This is a genomic window from Massilia sp. AB1 (assembly GCF_018119385.1).
Classification (GTDB): Bacteria; Pseudomonadota; Gammaproteobacteria; order Burkholderiales; family Burkholderiaceae_D; genus Telluria.
Genome location: NZ_JAGKSG010000028.1, coordinates 15,973 through 31,535, shown reverse-complemented (window position 1 = coordinate 31,535; position 15,563 = coordinate 15,973). Strand labels below are relative to the sequence as shown.

Annotated in this window: 14 protein-coding genes; 13 read left to right on the top strand and 1 reads right to left on the bottom strand. The window is 65.0% G+C overall.

Features of this window, described 5'->3' with window-relative positions:
• Positions 1-69: 69 nt before the first annotated feature.
• Positions 70-774 carry an HAD family hydrolase gene (locus J8847_RS16180; protein WP_211525742.1) on the top strand — a complete coding sequence of 235 codons (705 nt, stop codon included), beginning with the start codon at positions 70-72 and terminating at the stop codon, positions 772-774.
• A 93-nt stretch (positions 775-867) separates the two neighbouring features.
• Positions 868-1,884: a heat-inducible transcriptional repressor HrcA gene (gene hrcA / locus J8847_RS16175; protein ID WP_211525741.1), complete on the top strand. Its 1,017-nt coding sequence runs from the start codon at positions 868-870 to the stop codon at positions 1,882-1,884.
• A gap of 83 nt (positions 1,885-1,967) precedes the next feature.
• On the opposite strand, the gene fur is transcribed toward hrcA, so the two are convergent.
• A complete protein-coding gene (gene fur / locus J8847_RS16170) occupies positions 1,968-2,396 on the bottom strand; it encodes a ferric iron uptake transcriptional regulator (protein ID WP_211525740.1) in 429 nt (142 codons plus the stop codon).
• Between the two features lie 78 nt (positions 2,397-2,474).
• Here fur and J8847_RS16165 point away from each other — a divergent pair, with 78 nt between their 5' ends.
• The 11 genes from J8847_RS16165 to J8847_RS16115 all read left to right on the top strand — a co-directional run bounded on the left by J8847_RS16165 (position 2,475) and on the right by J8847_RS16115 (position 15,532).
• Positions 2,475-3,083, top strand: a complete 609-nt coding sequence (locus J8847_RS16165; RefSeq protein ID WP_211525739.1) for an outer membrane protein assembly factor BamE — start codon at positions 2,475-2,477, stop codon at positions 3,081-3,083.
• Positions 3,080-3,892 (top strand): 4-hydroxy-tetrahydrodipicolinate reductase, encoded by an 813-nt coding sequence (gene dapB / locus J8847_RS16160; RefSeq protein ID WP_211525738.1) that lies wholly within the window; start codon positions 3,080-3,082, stop codon positions 3,890-3,892. Before J8847_RS16165 ends, dapB begins: the two co-directional genes overlap by 4 nt.
• A 1-nt stretch (position 3,893) precedes the next feature.
• Positions 3,894-4,220, top strand: coding sequence for a barstar family protein (locus J8847_RS16155; RefSeq protein WP_211525737.1), 327 nt, complete (start codon positions 3,894-3,896; stop codon positions 4,218-4,220).
• Between the two features lie 213 nt (positions 4,221-4,433).
• Positions 4,434-7,076 carry a leucine--tRNA ligase gene (gene leuS / locus J8847_RS16150; protein ID WP_211525736.1) on the top strand — a complete coding sequence of 881 codons (2,643 nt, stop codon included), beginning with the start codon at positions 4,434-4,436 and terminating at the stop codon, positions 7,074-7,076.
• 4 nt (positions 7,077-7,080) lie between these two features.
• Positions 7,081-7,590 (top strand): LPS assembly lipoprotein LptE, encoded by a 510-nt coding sequence (gene lptE / locus J8847_RS16145; RefSeq protein ID WP_211525735.1) that lies wholly within the window; start codon positions 7,081-7,083, stop codon positions 7,588-7,590.
• Positions 7,591-7,602: 12 nt separating this feature from the next.
• On the top strand, positions 7,603-8,616 hold the full coding sequence (holA, locus tag J8847_RS16140) for a DNA polymerase III subunit delta (RefSeq protein WP_211525734.1): 1,014 nt from the start codon (positions 7,603-7,605) through the stop codon (positions 8,614-8,616).
• 61 nt (positions 8,617-8,677) lie between these two features.
• Positions 8,678-9,943 (top strand): glutamate-5-semialdehyde dehydrogenase, encoded by a 1,266-nt coding sequence (locus tag J8847_RS16135; RefSeq protein ID WP_211525733.1) that lies wholly within the window; start codon positions 8,678-8,680, stop codon positions 9,941-9,943.
• A gap of 14 nt (positions 9,944-9,957) precedes the next feature.
• Entirely contained in the window at positions 9,958-10,371 is a 414-nt protein-coding gene (locus J8847_RS16130) for a CopD family protein (protein WP_211525732.1), read from the top strand.
• A gap of 151 nt (positions 10,372-10,522) precedes the next feature.
• Positions 10,523-11,725: a class I SAM-dependent RNA methyltransferase gene (locus J8847_RS16125; protein ID WP_373888734.1), complete on the top strand. Its 1,203-nt coding sequence runs from the start codon at positions 10,523-10,525 to the stop codon at positions 11,723-11,725.
• Between the two features lie 6 nt (positions 11,726-11,731).
• Complete coding sequence (locus J8847_RS16120; RefSeq protein WP_211525731.1) at positions 11,732-13,012, top strand: multidrug effflux MFS transporter; 1,281 nt, start codon at positions 11,732-11,734, stop codon at positions 13,010-13,012.
• A gap of 369 nt (positions 13,013-13,381) precedes the next feature.
• On the top strand, positions 13,382-15,532 hold the full coding sequence (locus tag J8847_RS16115; RefSeq protein ID WP_211525730.1) for an HDOD domain-containing protein: 2,151 nt from the start codon (positions 13,382-13,384) through the stop codon (positions 15,530-15,532).
• Positions 15,533-15,563: the final 31 nt, after the last annotated feature.

Here is a 15,563-nt window from a genome sequence, read left to right as displayed (position 1 = left end):
GTCTGCACGCGATTGATTTTCGAGGACCGGCTCGCTATGCTTGGGGAGACTCCCTCTCCCCCATGCACCATGACGAGACCCTGGCCAAAAGCCGTTCTGTTCGATCTTGACGACACCCTGTGGCCGATCGCGCCCGTGATCATCGAAGCAGAAAAGATCCTGTACGCCTGGCTGGCCCGGCACGCGCCGCGCGTGGCCCAGCAATACACGATCGAGACCCTGCGCCAGGCGCGCCTGGAATTGCTCGCCAGCCGGCCCGAATTCCAGCTCGACCTGGGCGCCCTGCGCCGCGCCGGCCTGATCGCGGCCTTCGAGCAGGCGGGCGAGGATACCGCCAAGGTCGAGCTGGCCATGGTCGAGTTCTTTGCCGCGCGCAATGCCGTGATTCCCTACGACGATGTGGTGCCCGGCCTGCTGCGCCTGAAGAGCCGGGTCTTGATCGGTTCCGTGACCAACGGCAACGCCGACCTGGAGACCATCGGCCTGGCGCGCCACTTCCACGCCTCGGTCGCCGCCCACAGCTTCGGCAAGGCCAAGCCCGCTCCCGAGATCTTCCAGGCCGGCTGCGCGGCGCTCGGCGTGCGCTTTTCCGAGGCGGTGTACGTGGGCGACGACCTGCTGCTCGACGTCCAGGGCGCCCAGCGCGCCGGCCTGCGCGCCGTCTGGATGAACCGGGTCGGCAAGCGCAACGAGATCCCCCACCTGGTGCAGCCCGACGCCGAGGTGACGAGCCTGGACGGGCTGATAGCCTGGCTCAGGCGCGAGCACCATTGATGCTTGAGCTGGCGCAGCGCCGGGCTTGCGCTTGCCGTCTCGCGTCCCCACCTATCTATAATATAGGCAGCAACTCTTTTGCTTCCAAGAATCATGCAACTCGATAACCGTGCACAAACCCTGCTCAAAGCGCTCGTCGAACGCTATATCGCCGACGGCCAGCCGGTAGGTTCGCGCGCGCTGTCGAAGATTTCCGGCCTGGACCTGTCGCCGGCCACGATCCGCAATATCATGGCGGACCTCGAAGAGATGGGCTATGTGGCCAGCCCGCACACCTCGGCCGGGCGCATTCCGACGCCGCGCGGCTACCGCCTGTTCGTGGACACCCTCCTGACCGTGCAGCACATCGACGAGCAGGCGGTCGCCGCCGAGCGCATGCGCCTGCCGGTGCAGCAGCCGCAGAAGATCATCGCCAACGCGGCGCAAATGCTGTCCTCGCTGTCGCAGTTCGCCGGCGTGGTGCAGAGCCCGCGCCGCGAATCAGTGTTCCAGCAGATCGAATTCCTCCGTTTGTCTGAGAAAAGGATTCTGCTGGTGATCGTCGACCCGCGCGGCGACGTGCAGAACCGCCTGCTGCTGACCGACGTGGACTACACGCCGGGCCAGCTGACCCAGTCGGCCAATTACCTGAACCAGAACTACGCCGGCCTCACCTTCGACGAGGTGCGCGCCCGCCTGACGGGCGAACTGCGCCAGCTGCGCGACGACATGGGCCGCCTGATGCAGGCGGCGGTGGAGGCGGGCAGCGAGGCGATGGCCGAGGGCGACGACATGGTGATCGCCGGCGAGCGCAACCTGCTGTCGGTGTCGGATTTGTCGTCGAACATGACTTCGCTGCGCCAGATGTTCGAGATGTTCGAGCAGAAGACCGGGCTGATGCAGCTGCTGGACGTGTCCAGCAAGGCGGGCGGGGTGCAGATCTTCATCGGCGGGGAGTCGAAGCTGGTGCCGATGGACGAGATGAGCGTGGTGACGGCGCCGTATGAGGTCAATGGGCGGATCGTCGGGACCCTGGGGGTGATCGGGCCGACGCGCATGGCGTACGAGCGGGTGATTCCGATTGTGGATATTACGGCGAAGCTGCTGTCGAATGCGTTGAGCCAGCCGTAAAAAAGCACGCTCGTGGCGTGCTGATGAACTTGGATCCCGGCGAAGGCCGGGATCCAAGTTCGCCGATCAGCCGAAAAGCGTATTTACTGCTTCCTCGGACAATTCACCTTCACACAATTCCCATAAATCGCCAGCGCATGCTCGGCGATCTTGTACCCGCGCTCGGTCGCGATCTTGTGCTGGCGCGATTCGATCTCTTCGTCGTAGAACTCCTCGACATGTCCGCAATCCAGGCACACCAGGTGATCATGGTGCGACCCGGCATTCAGCTCATAAATGGCCTTGCCCGTCTCGAAGTGGTTGCGGTTGAGCAGGCCGGCCTGCTCGAACTGGGTCAGGACCCGGTAGACAGTCGCCAGGCCCACGTCCATGTTATCGGCCAGGAGAATCTTGTAGACGTCTTCCGCCGTCAGGTGCCGCACTTCGCTGTTCTGGAAAATCTCCAGGATTTTCAGTCGCGGCAGGGTAGCCTTCAGGCCGCTGGCCTTCAGGTCGGTCGGGTTGTTACTCATGTTTGTTGCTCGTAGTTTGGCGGAGTGCTTTATGATATAGCGTTTTGGAGCTCCCGCTCAAACGTTTTGAGGTTATCTATGCGCGTCAAACATGCCGTTTTTCATCGATTCTCCGCCCGGGCTGCCCTCGCGGCAGGCCTCGCGTGCACCCTGATGCTCTCGGGCTGCGCCAGCTGGCGCAACCAGACGCGTCCGGCAGCGCCGGTGAATACGGACCCGGCCGCCGCCGCTGCCGCCGCCGAAAAATCGGCCGCGGCCGCCAATGCGGGCGCGCAGACCACGACGGTCACCAAGCTGCAGAAATTCCTGTGGGTGTTCTCGCCCTACCGTCCGGACATCCAGCAAGGTAACTTCGTCTCGCAGGAGATGCTAAGCCAGCTGAAGGTGGGCCAGACCCGCGACCAGGTGCGCTTCATCCTCGGCAGCCCGCTGCTGACCGACATGTTCCACGGCGACCGCTGGGACTACCCGTTCTACCTGGCGCGCGGCAACGGCGAGCTGACCACCAGCCGCGTGACCGTCTACTTCAAGAACGACGTGGTCGAGCGCTTCGAAGGCGGCAACCTGCCGAGCGAGCGCGATTACATCGACCGCATCGCCGGCCCGGCCAGGATCCCGAAGAACAAGCCCGAGACCCGCCCGGTCGAACCGGTCAAGGTCGGCGGCGCACCTGTGATCCAGCCATGAGCGCACCGCTGAAGATCGCCGTTGCAGGCGCCAGCGGCCGCATGGGCCGCATGCTGATCGAAGCCATCCAGGCCGCGCCGGACGCGGAACTGGCGGGCGCGCTGGACGTCGCCGGTTCGACGGCGATCGGCATGGATGCCGGCGCCTTCGCCGGCCAGCTGACCGGCGTGATCATCCAGTCCGACCTGGCCGCCGCGCTGGCCAAGGCCGACCTGCTGATCGACTTCACGCGCCCGGAAGGCACCCTGCATCACCTGGCATACTGCGCCGCCAACGGCAAGCAGATGGTGATCGGCACCACCGGCTTCGACGAGGCCGGCAAGGCCGCGATCCGCGCCGCGGCCGAGAAGACCGCCGTGGTGTTCGCCCCGAACATGAGCGTGGGCGTGAACGTCACCCTCAAGCTGCTGGAAATGGCGGCCAGGAGCTTCTCGGAAGGCTACGACATCGAGATCGTCGAAGCGCACCACCGCCACAAGGTGGACGCGCCCTCGGGCACCGCGCTCAAGATGGGCGAGGTGATCGCAGATGCTTTGGGGCGCGACCTGAAGGAATGCGCCGTCTATGGCCGCGAAGGCGTGACCGGCGAGCGCGATCCGTCGACCATCGGCTTCGCCACCGTGCGCGGCGGCGACGTGGTGGGCGACCACACCGTCATGTTCCTGGGGACGGGTGAGCGCATCGAGATCAGCCACAAGTCGAGCAGCCGCGTGACCTACGCCCACGGCTCCCTGCGCGCCGCGCGCTTCCTGGCGGGCAAGCCGAACGGCTTGTACGACATGCAGGACGTGCTGGGCCTGAAGGCTTGATATGGCGGTCGCGGAACTGAACGGCGCGGCCATCGTCGACGAGGCCTCCTTCCACGCCGAGAGCCGGCGCGCGTTCGGCTTTCCGGCGTCGTATGCGGATTCCATCGATGCCTGGGTGGACTGCATGAGCTACCTGCGGGACGAGGAGAACATGACCAAGTTCCGGCTCAAGCCGAACGAGGTGCTGGAGATCGTCATTGCGGATGCCGACAAGATGAAGGCCGTCGTGCCGGACCTGCTGGAAGAGATTGCCTTCTGCGTGGGCGGCATCAACGAGCGCTATGAGGATTACGGCGAGAAGCCGGCGCTGGAACTGGTGCTGCGCTAACTGACCGCTGCACTAATACCGCCCCGCGGCCTCAAAACCCGCCCCCAGTCATAAGACCGTCATCCCGGCGAAGGCCGGGATGACGGTCTTTAGTTTTGTGGTGCTAAAAGCAACGTCGCCGCCGCTGCTTATCCCTGCAGCATCGCACTTCGCCGCAGTGCAAAACGAACCAGTATAATGTTCTGTTCCACCCTCATTACGTCTGCAGAAATCATGCAAGAAAAATATAGTCCAGCCGAAGTCGAACAGGCCGCCCAGGCCTACTGGAAGTCGATCGAGGCCTACAAAGCCGTCGAGAACGACCCGCGTTTCCCTAAAGGCAAGTATTACGCCTGCTCGATGCTGCCTTACCCGTCGGGCAAGCTGCACATGGGTCACGTGCGCAACTATACGATCAATGACGTGATGTACCGCTACCTGCGCATGAACGGCTACAACGTCCTGATGCCGATGGGCTGGGACGCGTTCGGCATGCCGGCGGAGAATGCCGCGATGGCCAACAACGTGCCCCCTAGCGAGTGGACCTATTCGAACATCGCCCACATGAAGAAGCAGATGGAGTCGATGGGCCTGGCCATCGACTGGTCGCGCGAAATGACCGCCTGCAAGCCGGAATACTACAAGTGGAACCAGTGGATGTTCCTCAAGATGCTCGAGAAGGGCATCATCTACCAGAAGACCGGCACCGTGAACTGGGACCCGATCGACCAGACCGTGCTGGCCAACGAGCAGGTGGTGGACGGCCGCGGCTGGCGTTCGGGCGCGCTGATCGAGAAGCGCGAGATCCCGATGTACTACGTGCGCATCACCGACTACGCCGACGAGCTGCTCGACTACGTCGACAACAAGCTGCCGGGCTGGCCGGAGCGCGTGCGCATCATGCAGGCCAACTGGATCGGCAAGTCGACCGGCGTGCGCTTCGCCTTCCCGCATGTGGTCATGGACGAAGCCGGTGAGCTGATCAACGACGGCAAGCTCTGGGTCTTCACCACCCGCGCCGACACCATCATGGGCGTGACCTTCTGCGCCGTGGCCGCGGAACACCCGCTGGCCCAGCACGCCGCCAAGGACAACCCGGACCTCGCCGCCTTCATCGCCGAGTGCAAGATGGGTTCCGTCATCGAAGCCGACATGGCGACGATGGAAAAGAAAGGCATGCCGACCGGCCTGTTCGTCACCCATCCGGTGACCGGCGAGCAGGTGCCGGTCTGGGTCGGCAACTACGTCCTCATGACCTACGGCGACGGCGCCGTGATGGGCGTGCCGGCGCACGACGAGCGCGACTTCGGCTTCGCCAAGAAATACGACCTGCCGATCAAGCAGGTGGTGGCCGTCGAAGGCCAGGAGTTCTCGCTGGACGCTTGGCAGGAGTGGTACGGCGACAAGGAGCACGGCAAGACCATCAACTCCGGCAAGTACGACGGCCTCGATTACACCGCCGCCGTCAATGCGGTCGCGGGCGACCTCGCGGGCCAGGGCCTGGGCGAGAAGAAGACCACCTTCCGCCTGCGCGACTGGGGCATCTCGCGCCAGCGCTACTGGGGCACCCCGATCCCGATGATCCACTGCGGCGACTGCGGCGCGGTGCCGGTCCCCGAGCAGGACCTGCCGGTCGTGCTGCCGGAACACCTGGTCCCGGACGGCACCGGCAACCCGCTGAACAAGGATGAAGCCTTCCTGAAGTGCGACTGCCCGAAGTGCGGCAAGCCGGCGCGCCGCGAGACCGACACGATGGACACCTTCATCGACTCGTCCTGGTACTACATGCGCTATACCTCGCCGGGTTCGAACGAGGCCATGGTCGACGCGCGCAACGATTACTGGATGCCGATGGACCAGTACATCGGCGGCATCGAGCACGCCGTCATGCACCTGCTGTACGCGCGCTTCTGGACCAAGGTCATGCGCGACTTCGGCCTGGTCAAGTTCGACGAGCCCTTCGTGAACCTGCTGACCCAGGGCATGGTGCTGAACGAGACCTACTACCGCGAAGACGCCGCCGGCAAGAAGACCTGGTTCAACCCGGCCGACGTCGAGCTGACCTTCGACGACAAGGGCCGCCCGCAAAGCGCGATCCTGAAGGCCGACGGCCAGCCGGTGGAACTGGGCGGCACCGAGAAGATGTCGAAGTCGAAGAACAACGGCATCGACCCGCAGGCCCAGATCGAGCAGTACGGCGCCGACACCGCGCGCTTGTTCACCATGTTCGCCTCGCCGCCGGAACAGACCCTGGAATGGTCGAACAGCGGCGTCGAAGGCGCCAGCCGCTTCCTGCGCCGCGTGTGGGCCTATGGCTACGCGCAGCGCGAGCGCATCGCCGCGGCCCTGGCGGGCAAGCAGGAAGGCACGCTCGACGACGCCCAGAAGACCCTGCGCCGCGAAGTGCACAAGGTGCTGCAGCAGGCCGACTACGACCTGAAGCGCATCCAGTACAACACCGTGGTGTCGGCTTGCATGAAGATGCTGAACACGCTGGAGTCGGCCAAGCTGGAAGAAGGCGCTGCGACCAACGCCGTGATCGCCGAAGGCTTCTCGATCTTCCTGCGCCTGCTGAACCCGGTCTCGCCGCACATCACCCACGCGCTGTGGCAGGACCTGGGCTATGGCCAGGCCTACGGCGACATCCTGAACGTGCAGTGGCCGGAAGTCGACCCTGCCGCGCTGGAGCAGTCCGAGATCGAACTGATGATCCAGGTGAACGGCAAGCTGCGCGGCTCGGTCAAGGTGGCCAAGGATGCCGACAAGGCGGCCATCGAAGCGGCCGCGCTGGCCTCCGAGGCGGTGCAGAAGTTCGTCGAGGGCACGCCGAAGAAGGTCATCGTCGTGCCTGGCAAACTCATCAACATCGTGGTGTAAGCGAATGCGCGCTATCCGAACCCTGGTGTGTATGCTGATGGCGGCTGCGGTCCTCGCGGGCTGCGGCTTCCAGCTGCGCGGTACGAACGGCCAGTACAACCTGCCGTTCCAGAGCATCTGGCTGTCCTTCCCGGAGACCTCGCCGCTGGGCACTGAGCTCAAGCGCAACCTGCGCGCGGCCGAAACCGTGCGCATCGAGCAGGACGCGTCCAGGGCCCAGGCCTTGTTCGACGTGCTGTCCGAGACGCGCGGCAAGTCCATCCTCTCGCTCAACAGCCTGGGCCGGGTGCGCGAATACACGCTGAGCTACACCCTAGTGTTCCGGGTGCGCGACGCCAACAACCGCGAACTGCTCGCGCCGACCGAGATCACCCTGCGCCGCAACATCGCTTTCGACGAAAGCCAGGTGCTGGCCAAGGAATCGGAAGAAGCGCTGCTGTACCGCGACATGCAGGCCGACCTGGTGCAGCAGATCCTGCGCCGCCTGGCTGCGATCAAGCCGGCGGCTGCCTGAGGTGAATGCGTAATGCAGTTGCGGCTTGAAGCGCTCGACGGGCAGCTGGCAAAGGGCCTGGCGCCGCTGTACGTGATCACCAGCGACGAGCACCTGCTCGCGCTGGAAGCGGCCGACCGCATCCGCAAGGCCGCGCGCGCCCAGGGCTATACCGAGCGCGACGTGCTCACGGTCGAGCGCAGCTTCAAGTGGGGGGAACTGCTGGCGGCCAACCAGGCTTTATCGCTGTTCGGCGACAAGAAGCTGATCGAGCTGCGCATCCCGAGCGGCAAGCCGGGCAAGGACGGCAGCGCCGCCCTGCAGAGCTATGCCAAGGACCTCAGCCCCGACAACCTGACCCTGATCACCCTGCCCAAGCTGGACTGGCAGACCGCCAAGTCCTCCTGGGTGACGGCGCTGCAGCAGGCGGCCGTCTACATCGAGATCCCGAATGTGGAAAGGGCGCAGCTGCCGGGCTGGATCGGCATGCGTCTCTCCGCGCAAGGGCAGAGCGCCGAGCGCCAGAGCCTGGATTTCATTGCCGACCGCGTGGAGGGCAACCTGCTGGCGGCGCACCAGGAAATCCAGAAGCTCGGCCTGCTGTACGAACCGGGCAAGCTGAGTTTCGAGCAGGTGCACGACGCCGTGCTCAACGTGGCGCGCTACGACGTGTTCAAGCTGTCCGAGGCGATGCTGACGGGCGACCCGGCGCGCCTGGCGCGCATGCTGGAAGGCCTGAAGGGCGAGGGCGAGGCGCTGCCGCTGGTTTTGTGGGCGGTCAGTGAAGAAATCCGCACGCTGCTAAAATTGAAGACCGGGATGAGTCAGGGGCGGCCGCTGGGCGCGCTGCTGAAGGAATACCGGATCTGGGGTCCGCGCGAGCGGATGATGGAACCGGCGCTGCGCCGCGTGTCGCTCGGCACGCTCGAGGCAGCGCTGCAGGACGCGGCGCAGGTGGACCGGATGGTCAAGGGCCTGCGCGCGAAGCAGTTCGCGGGCGATGCCTGGGACGCCATGCTGCAGCTGGCCTTGAAGGTGGCGCGCTAGGCTTTCCCGGTCGTCCGATCCATTCCCCGCACGCCGAATCTCAACGCAATTGGACGACACGATGGACATCACCGCACACATGCACACCCTCGGCCGCCAGGCCCGGGCCGCCTCGCGCGCCATGGCGCGCGCCGACGGCGCCACCCGCAACCGCGCGCTGCTCCTGATCGCCGAGGCGATCGAACGCGAAGCGGCTTCCCTGCGCGCGGCCAACCAGCAAGATATGGACGCGGCCAGCGCGAACGGCCTGGCGCCGGCGCTGCTGGACCGCCTGGCCTTGTCCGACGCGGCCATCGCCACCATGGTGACCGGCCTGCGCCAGATCGCCGAGCTGCCCGACCCGATCGGCGAAATCTCGAACATGAAGGTGCGCCCGACCGGCATCCAGGTGGGCCAGATGCGCGTGCCGCTGGGCGTGATCGGCATCATCTACGAAGCGCGTCCGAACGTGACGGTCGACGCGGCCGGCCTGTGCATCAAGAGCGGCAACGCGGCGATCCTGCGAGGCGGCTCGGAAGCCATCCACTGCAACCGCGCGCTCGCCAGGCTGGTGGCCGAAGGCCTGCAGAAGGCCGGGCTGCCCCTTAGCGCGGTGCAGGTGGTCGACACCACCGACCGCGCCGCCGTCGGCGCCCTGATCACCATGCCGCAGTATGTGGACGTGATCGTCCCGCGCGGCGGCAAGGGCCTGATCGCGCGCCTGATGGAAGAGTCCACGGTCCCGATGATCAAGCACCTGGACGGCATCTGCCACGTCTACATCGACGCCAAGGCCGACCTGGAGAAGGCGCTGCCGGTGGCCTTCAACGCCAAGTGCCACCGCTACGGCACCTGCAACACCATGGAAACCCTGCTGGTGTCGCGCGAAATCGCCCCGGCCGTGCTGCCGCGCCTGGCGGAGCTGTACAAGACCAAAGAGGTCGAGCTGCGCGCCGATCCGGAATCCTTCGCGATCCTGGCGGGCTATCCGCACCTGGTGGCCGCGCTTGAAGAAGACTGGAGCACCGAATACCTGGCGCCGATCCTGGCGGTGAAGATCGTCGCCGGCATCGACGAGGCGATCGACCACATCAACACCTATTCGTCGAAGCACACGGACGCGATCATCACCGAGGACTTCAGCGGTGCGATGCGCTTCCTGAAGGAAGTCGATTCGGCCTCGGTGATGGTGAATGCCTCGACCCGCTTCGCGGACGGCTTCGAGTACGGACTGGGTGCGGAGATCGGCATCTCGAACGACAAGCTGCACGCGCGCGGTCCGGTGGGACTGGAAGGGCTTACCTCGCTCAAGTACGTCGTGTTCGGTCACGGCGAAGTGCGTCAATAAGAACAAGGATTCGCATGTACCTCTGGATCAAGGCCCTGCACATCGTCTTTATCGCGTCCTGGTTCGCCGGGCTGTTCTACCTGCCGCGCATCTTCGTGAACCTGGCGCAGGAAAGCAATCCGGCCGTGGTCGAACGCCTGCTGGGCATGGGACGGAGGCTGTACCGCTTCACCACGATCCTGATGGTGCCGGCGCTGGTGCTGGGCCTGTGGCTGTGGCTCGGCTACGGTATCAAAGGCGGCTGGCTGCACGCGAAACTGGCGCTGGTGATCGTGACGATCGGCTACCATCATGCCTGCGGTTCGCTGCTGAAAAAGTTCGAACGCGGGGTCAATACGCGCAGCCATAAGTGGTTCCGGTATTTCAATGAAGTGCCGGTGCTGCTGCTGCTGGCGATTGTGATTCTGGTGGTGGTGAAGCCGTTCTAAGTTTCAGTACCGCTAACCGTAAAACCGTCATCCCGGCGAAGGCCGGGATGACGGTTTTACGGTTAGCGGTAAATAAGAAGTTGTAGCGTCATCGGCAGGAGCTGCTGACGCGTTATCTCAATAGTTTCTCAACGGACAAAGGGTACCCCTCATGGCCTCATACTTTTGCCCATGCCCGCGCGGCATGGAAGCGGCGCTAGCCGAAGAACTCGGCGAAATCGCCCAGCTCAGCACCACCCTGAAGGTGCACAACCAGGTCCCCGGCGGCGTGCACTGCTCCGGCTCCCTGCTTGATGCCTATCTGGTCAACCTGCACTCCCGCATCGCTTCCCGGGTGCTGATGCGCATGGGCCAGCGCAGCTACAACAACGAAAACGACATCTACGACCTGGTTCTCGAGCAGCCCTGGGAAGACTGGTTCGGCACCGAGCACACCATCCGCGTCGACGTCACCGCCGTGAAGTCCCCGCTGAAGAGCCTGGAGTTCACCACCCTGAAGATCAAGGACGCCGTCTGCGACCGCTTCCGCGACCAGTTCAACAAGCGCCCCTCGGTCAACACCCGCGAGCCGGACATGCGCATCGTCGGCTTCCTCGACCAGCGCAACTTCATCATCTACCTCGACACCTCGGGCGAAGCGCTGTTCAAGCGCGGCTGGCGCGAAGAGACGGGCGACGCGCCGCTGCGCGAGAACCTGGCCGCGGGCATGCTGCGCGTGGCCGGCTGGAAGCCGGGCGTGCCGCTGTTCGACCCGATGTGCGGCTCCGGCACCATCCTCGTCGAAGCGGCCCAGATGCTGCAGGGGATTCCGCCCGGCGCGCGCCGCCGCTTCGCCTTCGAACAATTCCGCGATTTCAACCGCCAGGCCTGGCAGGACATGAAGGCCGCGATCAAGGCCAATCCGCTCCCGAGCGAGCCGACCATCTTCGGCTCCGACATCTCGGGCGACATGGTCGCCATGGCGCGCCATAACCTGAAGGTGGCCGGCATCCTGTTCGAGGTGCCGCTCAAGCAGATCGAAGCCCAGCATGTATCGCCGCCCACCAGCCAGCCGGGCATCCTGCTGACCAACCCGCCCTACGGCGAGCGTATCGGCGTGCGCGGCGACTCCACCATGCCGCAGGACGAGATGGCGGTCGCCTTCTACTCGGCCCTGGGCACCACGCTCAAGCAGCGCTTCGCCGGCTGGACCGCCTTCCTGTTCACCGCCGACCTGGGCCTGCCCAAGATGCTGCGCCTGAAAGAATCGCGCAAGACACCATTCTTCAACGGCGCGCTCGAGTGCCGATTGTTCCGCTTCGACATGGTCGCCGGCTTCAATCGACGCGAGGAAGCCAAACCAAAGCAGGACTGACAACACATGCTGCCGCCCACCGAGCCATCCGATCTTCCCAAGGACCCCGTCACACCGGTTCCCCTGCCTAAACCCCACAAGATCGCGATGCTGTCGGCGGGCGGCCTCGCAACCCTGCTGGCGGCCCTGTCGATGCTGGGGCCGTTTTCGATCGACGCCTACCTGCCGGCCTTCCCGCAGATCCGCGCAGAACTCAATGCCACCTCCATCGAGGTCCAGCAAACCCTGACCGCCTACATGCTGGCCTTTGCCGGCATGGTGCTGTGGCATGGCGCGCTGGCCGACGCCTTCGGGCGCCGCAACGTGATCCTGGTGGCGCTGGTGGTGTTCGCCATCGGCACCTTCGGCTGCGCCTCCGCGTCTTCCGTGCATTACCTGTGGGTGTTCCGCATCATGCAGGGCGTGTCGGCAGGGGCGGGCGTGGTGGTCGGGCGGGCCATCATCCGCGACCTGTATTCCGACGCCGCCGCGGCGCGCCTGCTGTCGATGGTGACCATGATCTTCTCGATCGCACCGGCCATCGCGCCCGTGCTGGGCGGCTGGATCGTGCTGTTCTTCGACTGGCGTGCGATCTTCCTGGCGCTGTGCGCCTATACCATCGTGCTGGGCTGGTTCTGCTGGAAGCATCTCCCGGAGACGATGCCGATGGAGAAGCGCCAGCCCTTCAATCCGCGCTTCCTGGCCGAGAGCTATGGCGCGATCTTCTCGTCCTTCCTGTTCCACATGAAGGCGGGCGTGACGGCGCTGAACTTCGCCGGCCTGTTCCTGTACATCTCGGCCGCGCCGGTGCTGCTGCCCGAGCACCTGGGCCTGGGGCCGTCGCAGTTCGCCTGGCTGTTCGTGCCGACCGTGAGCGGCATCTTCCTGGGTGCGCTGGCCGCCAACCGCCTGGCGGGCAAGATGGACTTCGCGCGCCAGATCCGCATGGGCTTCTTCTTCATGCTGGGCGCGGTCGTGTTCAACGTGACTTACCACGCCTTCCTGCCGCCTTCGCTGCCGTGGACCGTGGCGCCGATGTTCTTCTTCACCTTCGGCAGCTCGATCATCGCGCCCGGCGCCACCTTGCTGGCCCTCGACTTGTTCCCGCATATCCGCGGCACCGTGGCCTCTTGCCAGTCCTTCGTGTCGACCCTGCTGGGCGCCATCGTGGCGGGCGTGGTGTCGCCCCTGCTGTCGCACTCGGTGCTGGCCCTGGCCCTGGGACAGGCCGGCTTCGCGCTGCTCTCGCTCGCCTTCTGGGTGACGGCGCGGCGTTACCGTCGACGGCGGCTGCGCGGCGAAATCTGACCAGCGAGCCGAACAAAAAATGCAGAAGGCCGGGTTCTCCCGGCCTTTTTCATTTCCGCAACACTTTTAGATTGCAAGTGAAACAATATTTTATATATGCATACGAATCGTAATAATATTTCAAGACTGTGAACAATTTGTGTTGCTCTGTTACTATCATGGCGACCAATCGGCAACAGTTTTTCCCGAAACTATTGTTCCTGATCAGAAATGTATATATGCTAAGATAAGTTTCTTGCATCCAGAATAACGGGCCACAACCCCGCCTGTTCGATGGATGAAAAAGCTAGATCTTGTGGCAACCCGCTTTGAGCGATGTTCGGGCAGCCACTTTCCAACCTTCGACAAGTGGCGGCCGTGTTTGACAACATGCACCAATCAGACCAGGATATCCGCAATCGTTTGCTGATTGCCCGTCTGCCGGCGATGCCGCAGATCCTCGTCAAGCTGATCGAGCACCTCCAGGCGGATGACCTGGGGATGCCGGAGCTCGCCGCCCTTATTTCGAAGGATGCCGGCATGACCGGCAAGCTGCTGGCCGTCGCCAACAGCTCGGCCTACCACCGCAACGGCCGCACCGTGAACCTCGAGCAGTCGCTGGTCTCGCTCGGCACGGACATGATCAAGACCCTGGTCATCAGCGACTCCGTTTTCCAGACCTTCAACAGCTTCCCGCACTCGGGCAGCATCGACCTGCGCGCGTTCTGGAAGAATTCCCTGACCGCCGCCGTGCTGGCGCGCGACGCCGCGCGGGCGATCGACTACCCGCACCACGAGGAAGCCTACCTGGCCGGCCTGCTGCACAACGTCGGCCGCCTGGCCCTGCTGGCCACCGCGCCCAAGGAATACGGTTTCAACTTCACCGCGCGTGACGACGAAGACCTGTGCGCGGTCGAGCAGCGCACCCTGCAGATTACCCACGCCGAAGCCGGCGCCTGGCTGATCGAACGCTGGCAGCTCGATTCCTTCCTGGCCGACGCGGTGCTCTACCACCACGAGCCGAGCGACCGCCTGGAATCGGCCCACCCCCTGATCCGCGCCGTGCGCCTGGCCCATGTGCTGGCCAGCCACGCCGACGACCACGCCGCCCTGGTCGAAGCCGCGGCGCTGTGCAACCTGGAGCCAAGCCAGGCCTTGCAGATGCTGGAAGGGGCTGCGCGCCAGGTCGACAAGGCCGCCGTCCACCTGGGCATCGACCTGGCCGGCGCCGACGACATTCCGGCGCCGCCGGCCTTCGCGCCGCCCCCGGTCGATCCGGTGCAGCAGCGCCTGTCCGAGGAAGTGCGCAACATGGTGCTGGTGTCGGAAGTCGGCCAGACCCTGGCGCGCCAGCAGGGCGAATCCGGCCTGCTGGAAGCGATGACGCGCACCGCCCGCATCCTCTTCGATTTCGAGAACGCCGTGGTGCTGCTGGAGAACCCTACCGGCCACGCCCTGGTGGGCGCGCCGACCGCGGGCAGCCAGCGCATCGCCGAATTCGCCGTGCCGCTCGCCAAGGGCGGCCCGGTGGCCAAGAGCGCCCTCGAGCGCCGTCCCGCTTTCGTGCAGCGCGAGCGCCAGCCGATCGGCATGGCCGAGGAACAGCTGCTGCGCATGCTCGGCACCGACAGCTTGGTGTGCGTGCCGCTGGTGGCGGGCGCGCGCTGCCTGGGCATCCTGATCGGCGGCGTCAGCGCCTGGCAGCTGCCGCTGTGCCAGCGCCGCGAACGCTTCATGCAAGCCTTCGGCGCGCAAGCCGCGACCGCGCTCGAAAACCTGATGTCCGAACGCGGCCATGCGCGCCGCCAGCTGGCCAGCGTGGCCGAGGAATACCGCGAAGCCTCGCGCCGCGTGGTGCACGAGGTGAACAATCCGCTGTCGATCATCAAGAACTACCTGAGTGTCCTGGACAGCAAGCTGGCGCGCCAGGAACCGGTGGGCGGCGAACTGTCGATCCTGAACGAAGAGATCGACCGCGTCGGTCAATTGGTCGGCAGCCTGGCCGAGCTCAAGCCGCTCGACGCCGGCCCGCGTCCGACCGACGTGAGCAAGGTGGTCGACGACGTGCTGCGCCTGTTCCGCTCCAGCGGCTTCGTGCCGGCCACGGTCGAGATCAACGCCCACATGCACGACGACGCCAAGCGCATCGAAGGCGATGCCGATGTTCTTAAGCAGATCCTGGTCAACCTGGTCAAGAACGCCGTCGAAGCCCTGAGCGGCGCCGGCGGGCGCATCGAGATCCTGAACCGCGGCCACGTGAACCGCGAGCGCCAGCTCTACCTGGAGCTGGTGGTCAGCGACAACGGCCCCGGCCTGTCGCGCGAGGTGCTGGCCAATCTGTTCTCGCCGGTGAAGAGCACCAAGGACGGCGCCCACCATGGCCTGGGCCTGTCGATCGTGCACAGCCTGGTCAAGAAGCTGGGCGGACACATCGCCTGCCGCAGCGGCCGCACCGGCACCGCTTTTGAAATCCTCCTGCCGGCGTGGTCCGGCGCCGGCACGGCGGTCGCCCTGCCGGCGCGCGCGCTCGGTTCCGCCTAGTTCGTCCCCATTATCCCAACATGAACTCGAG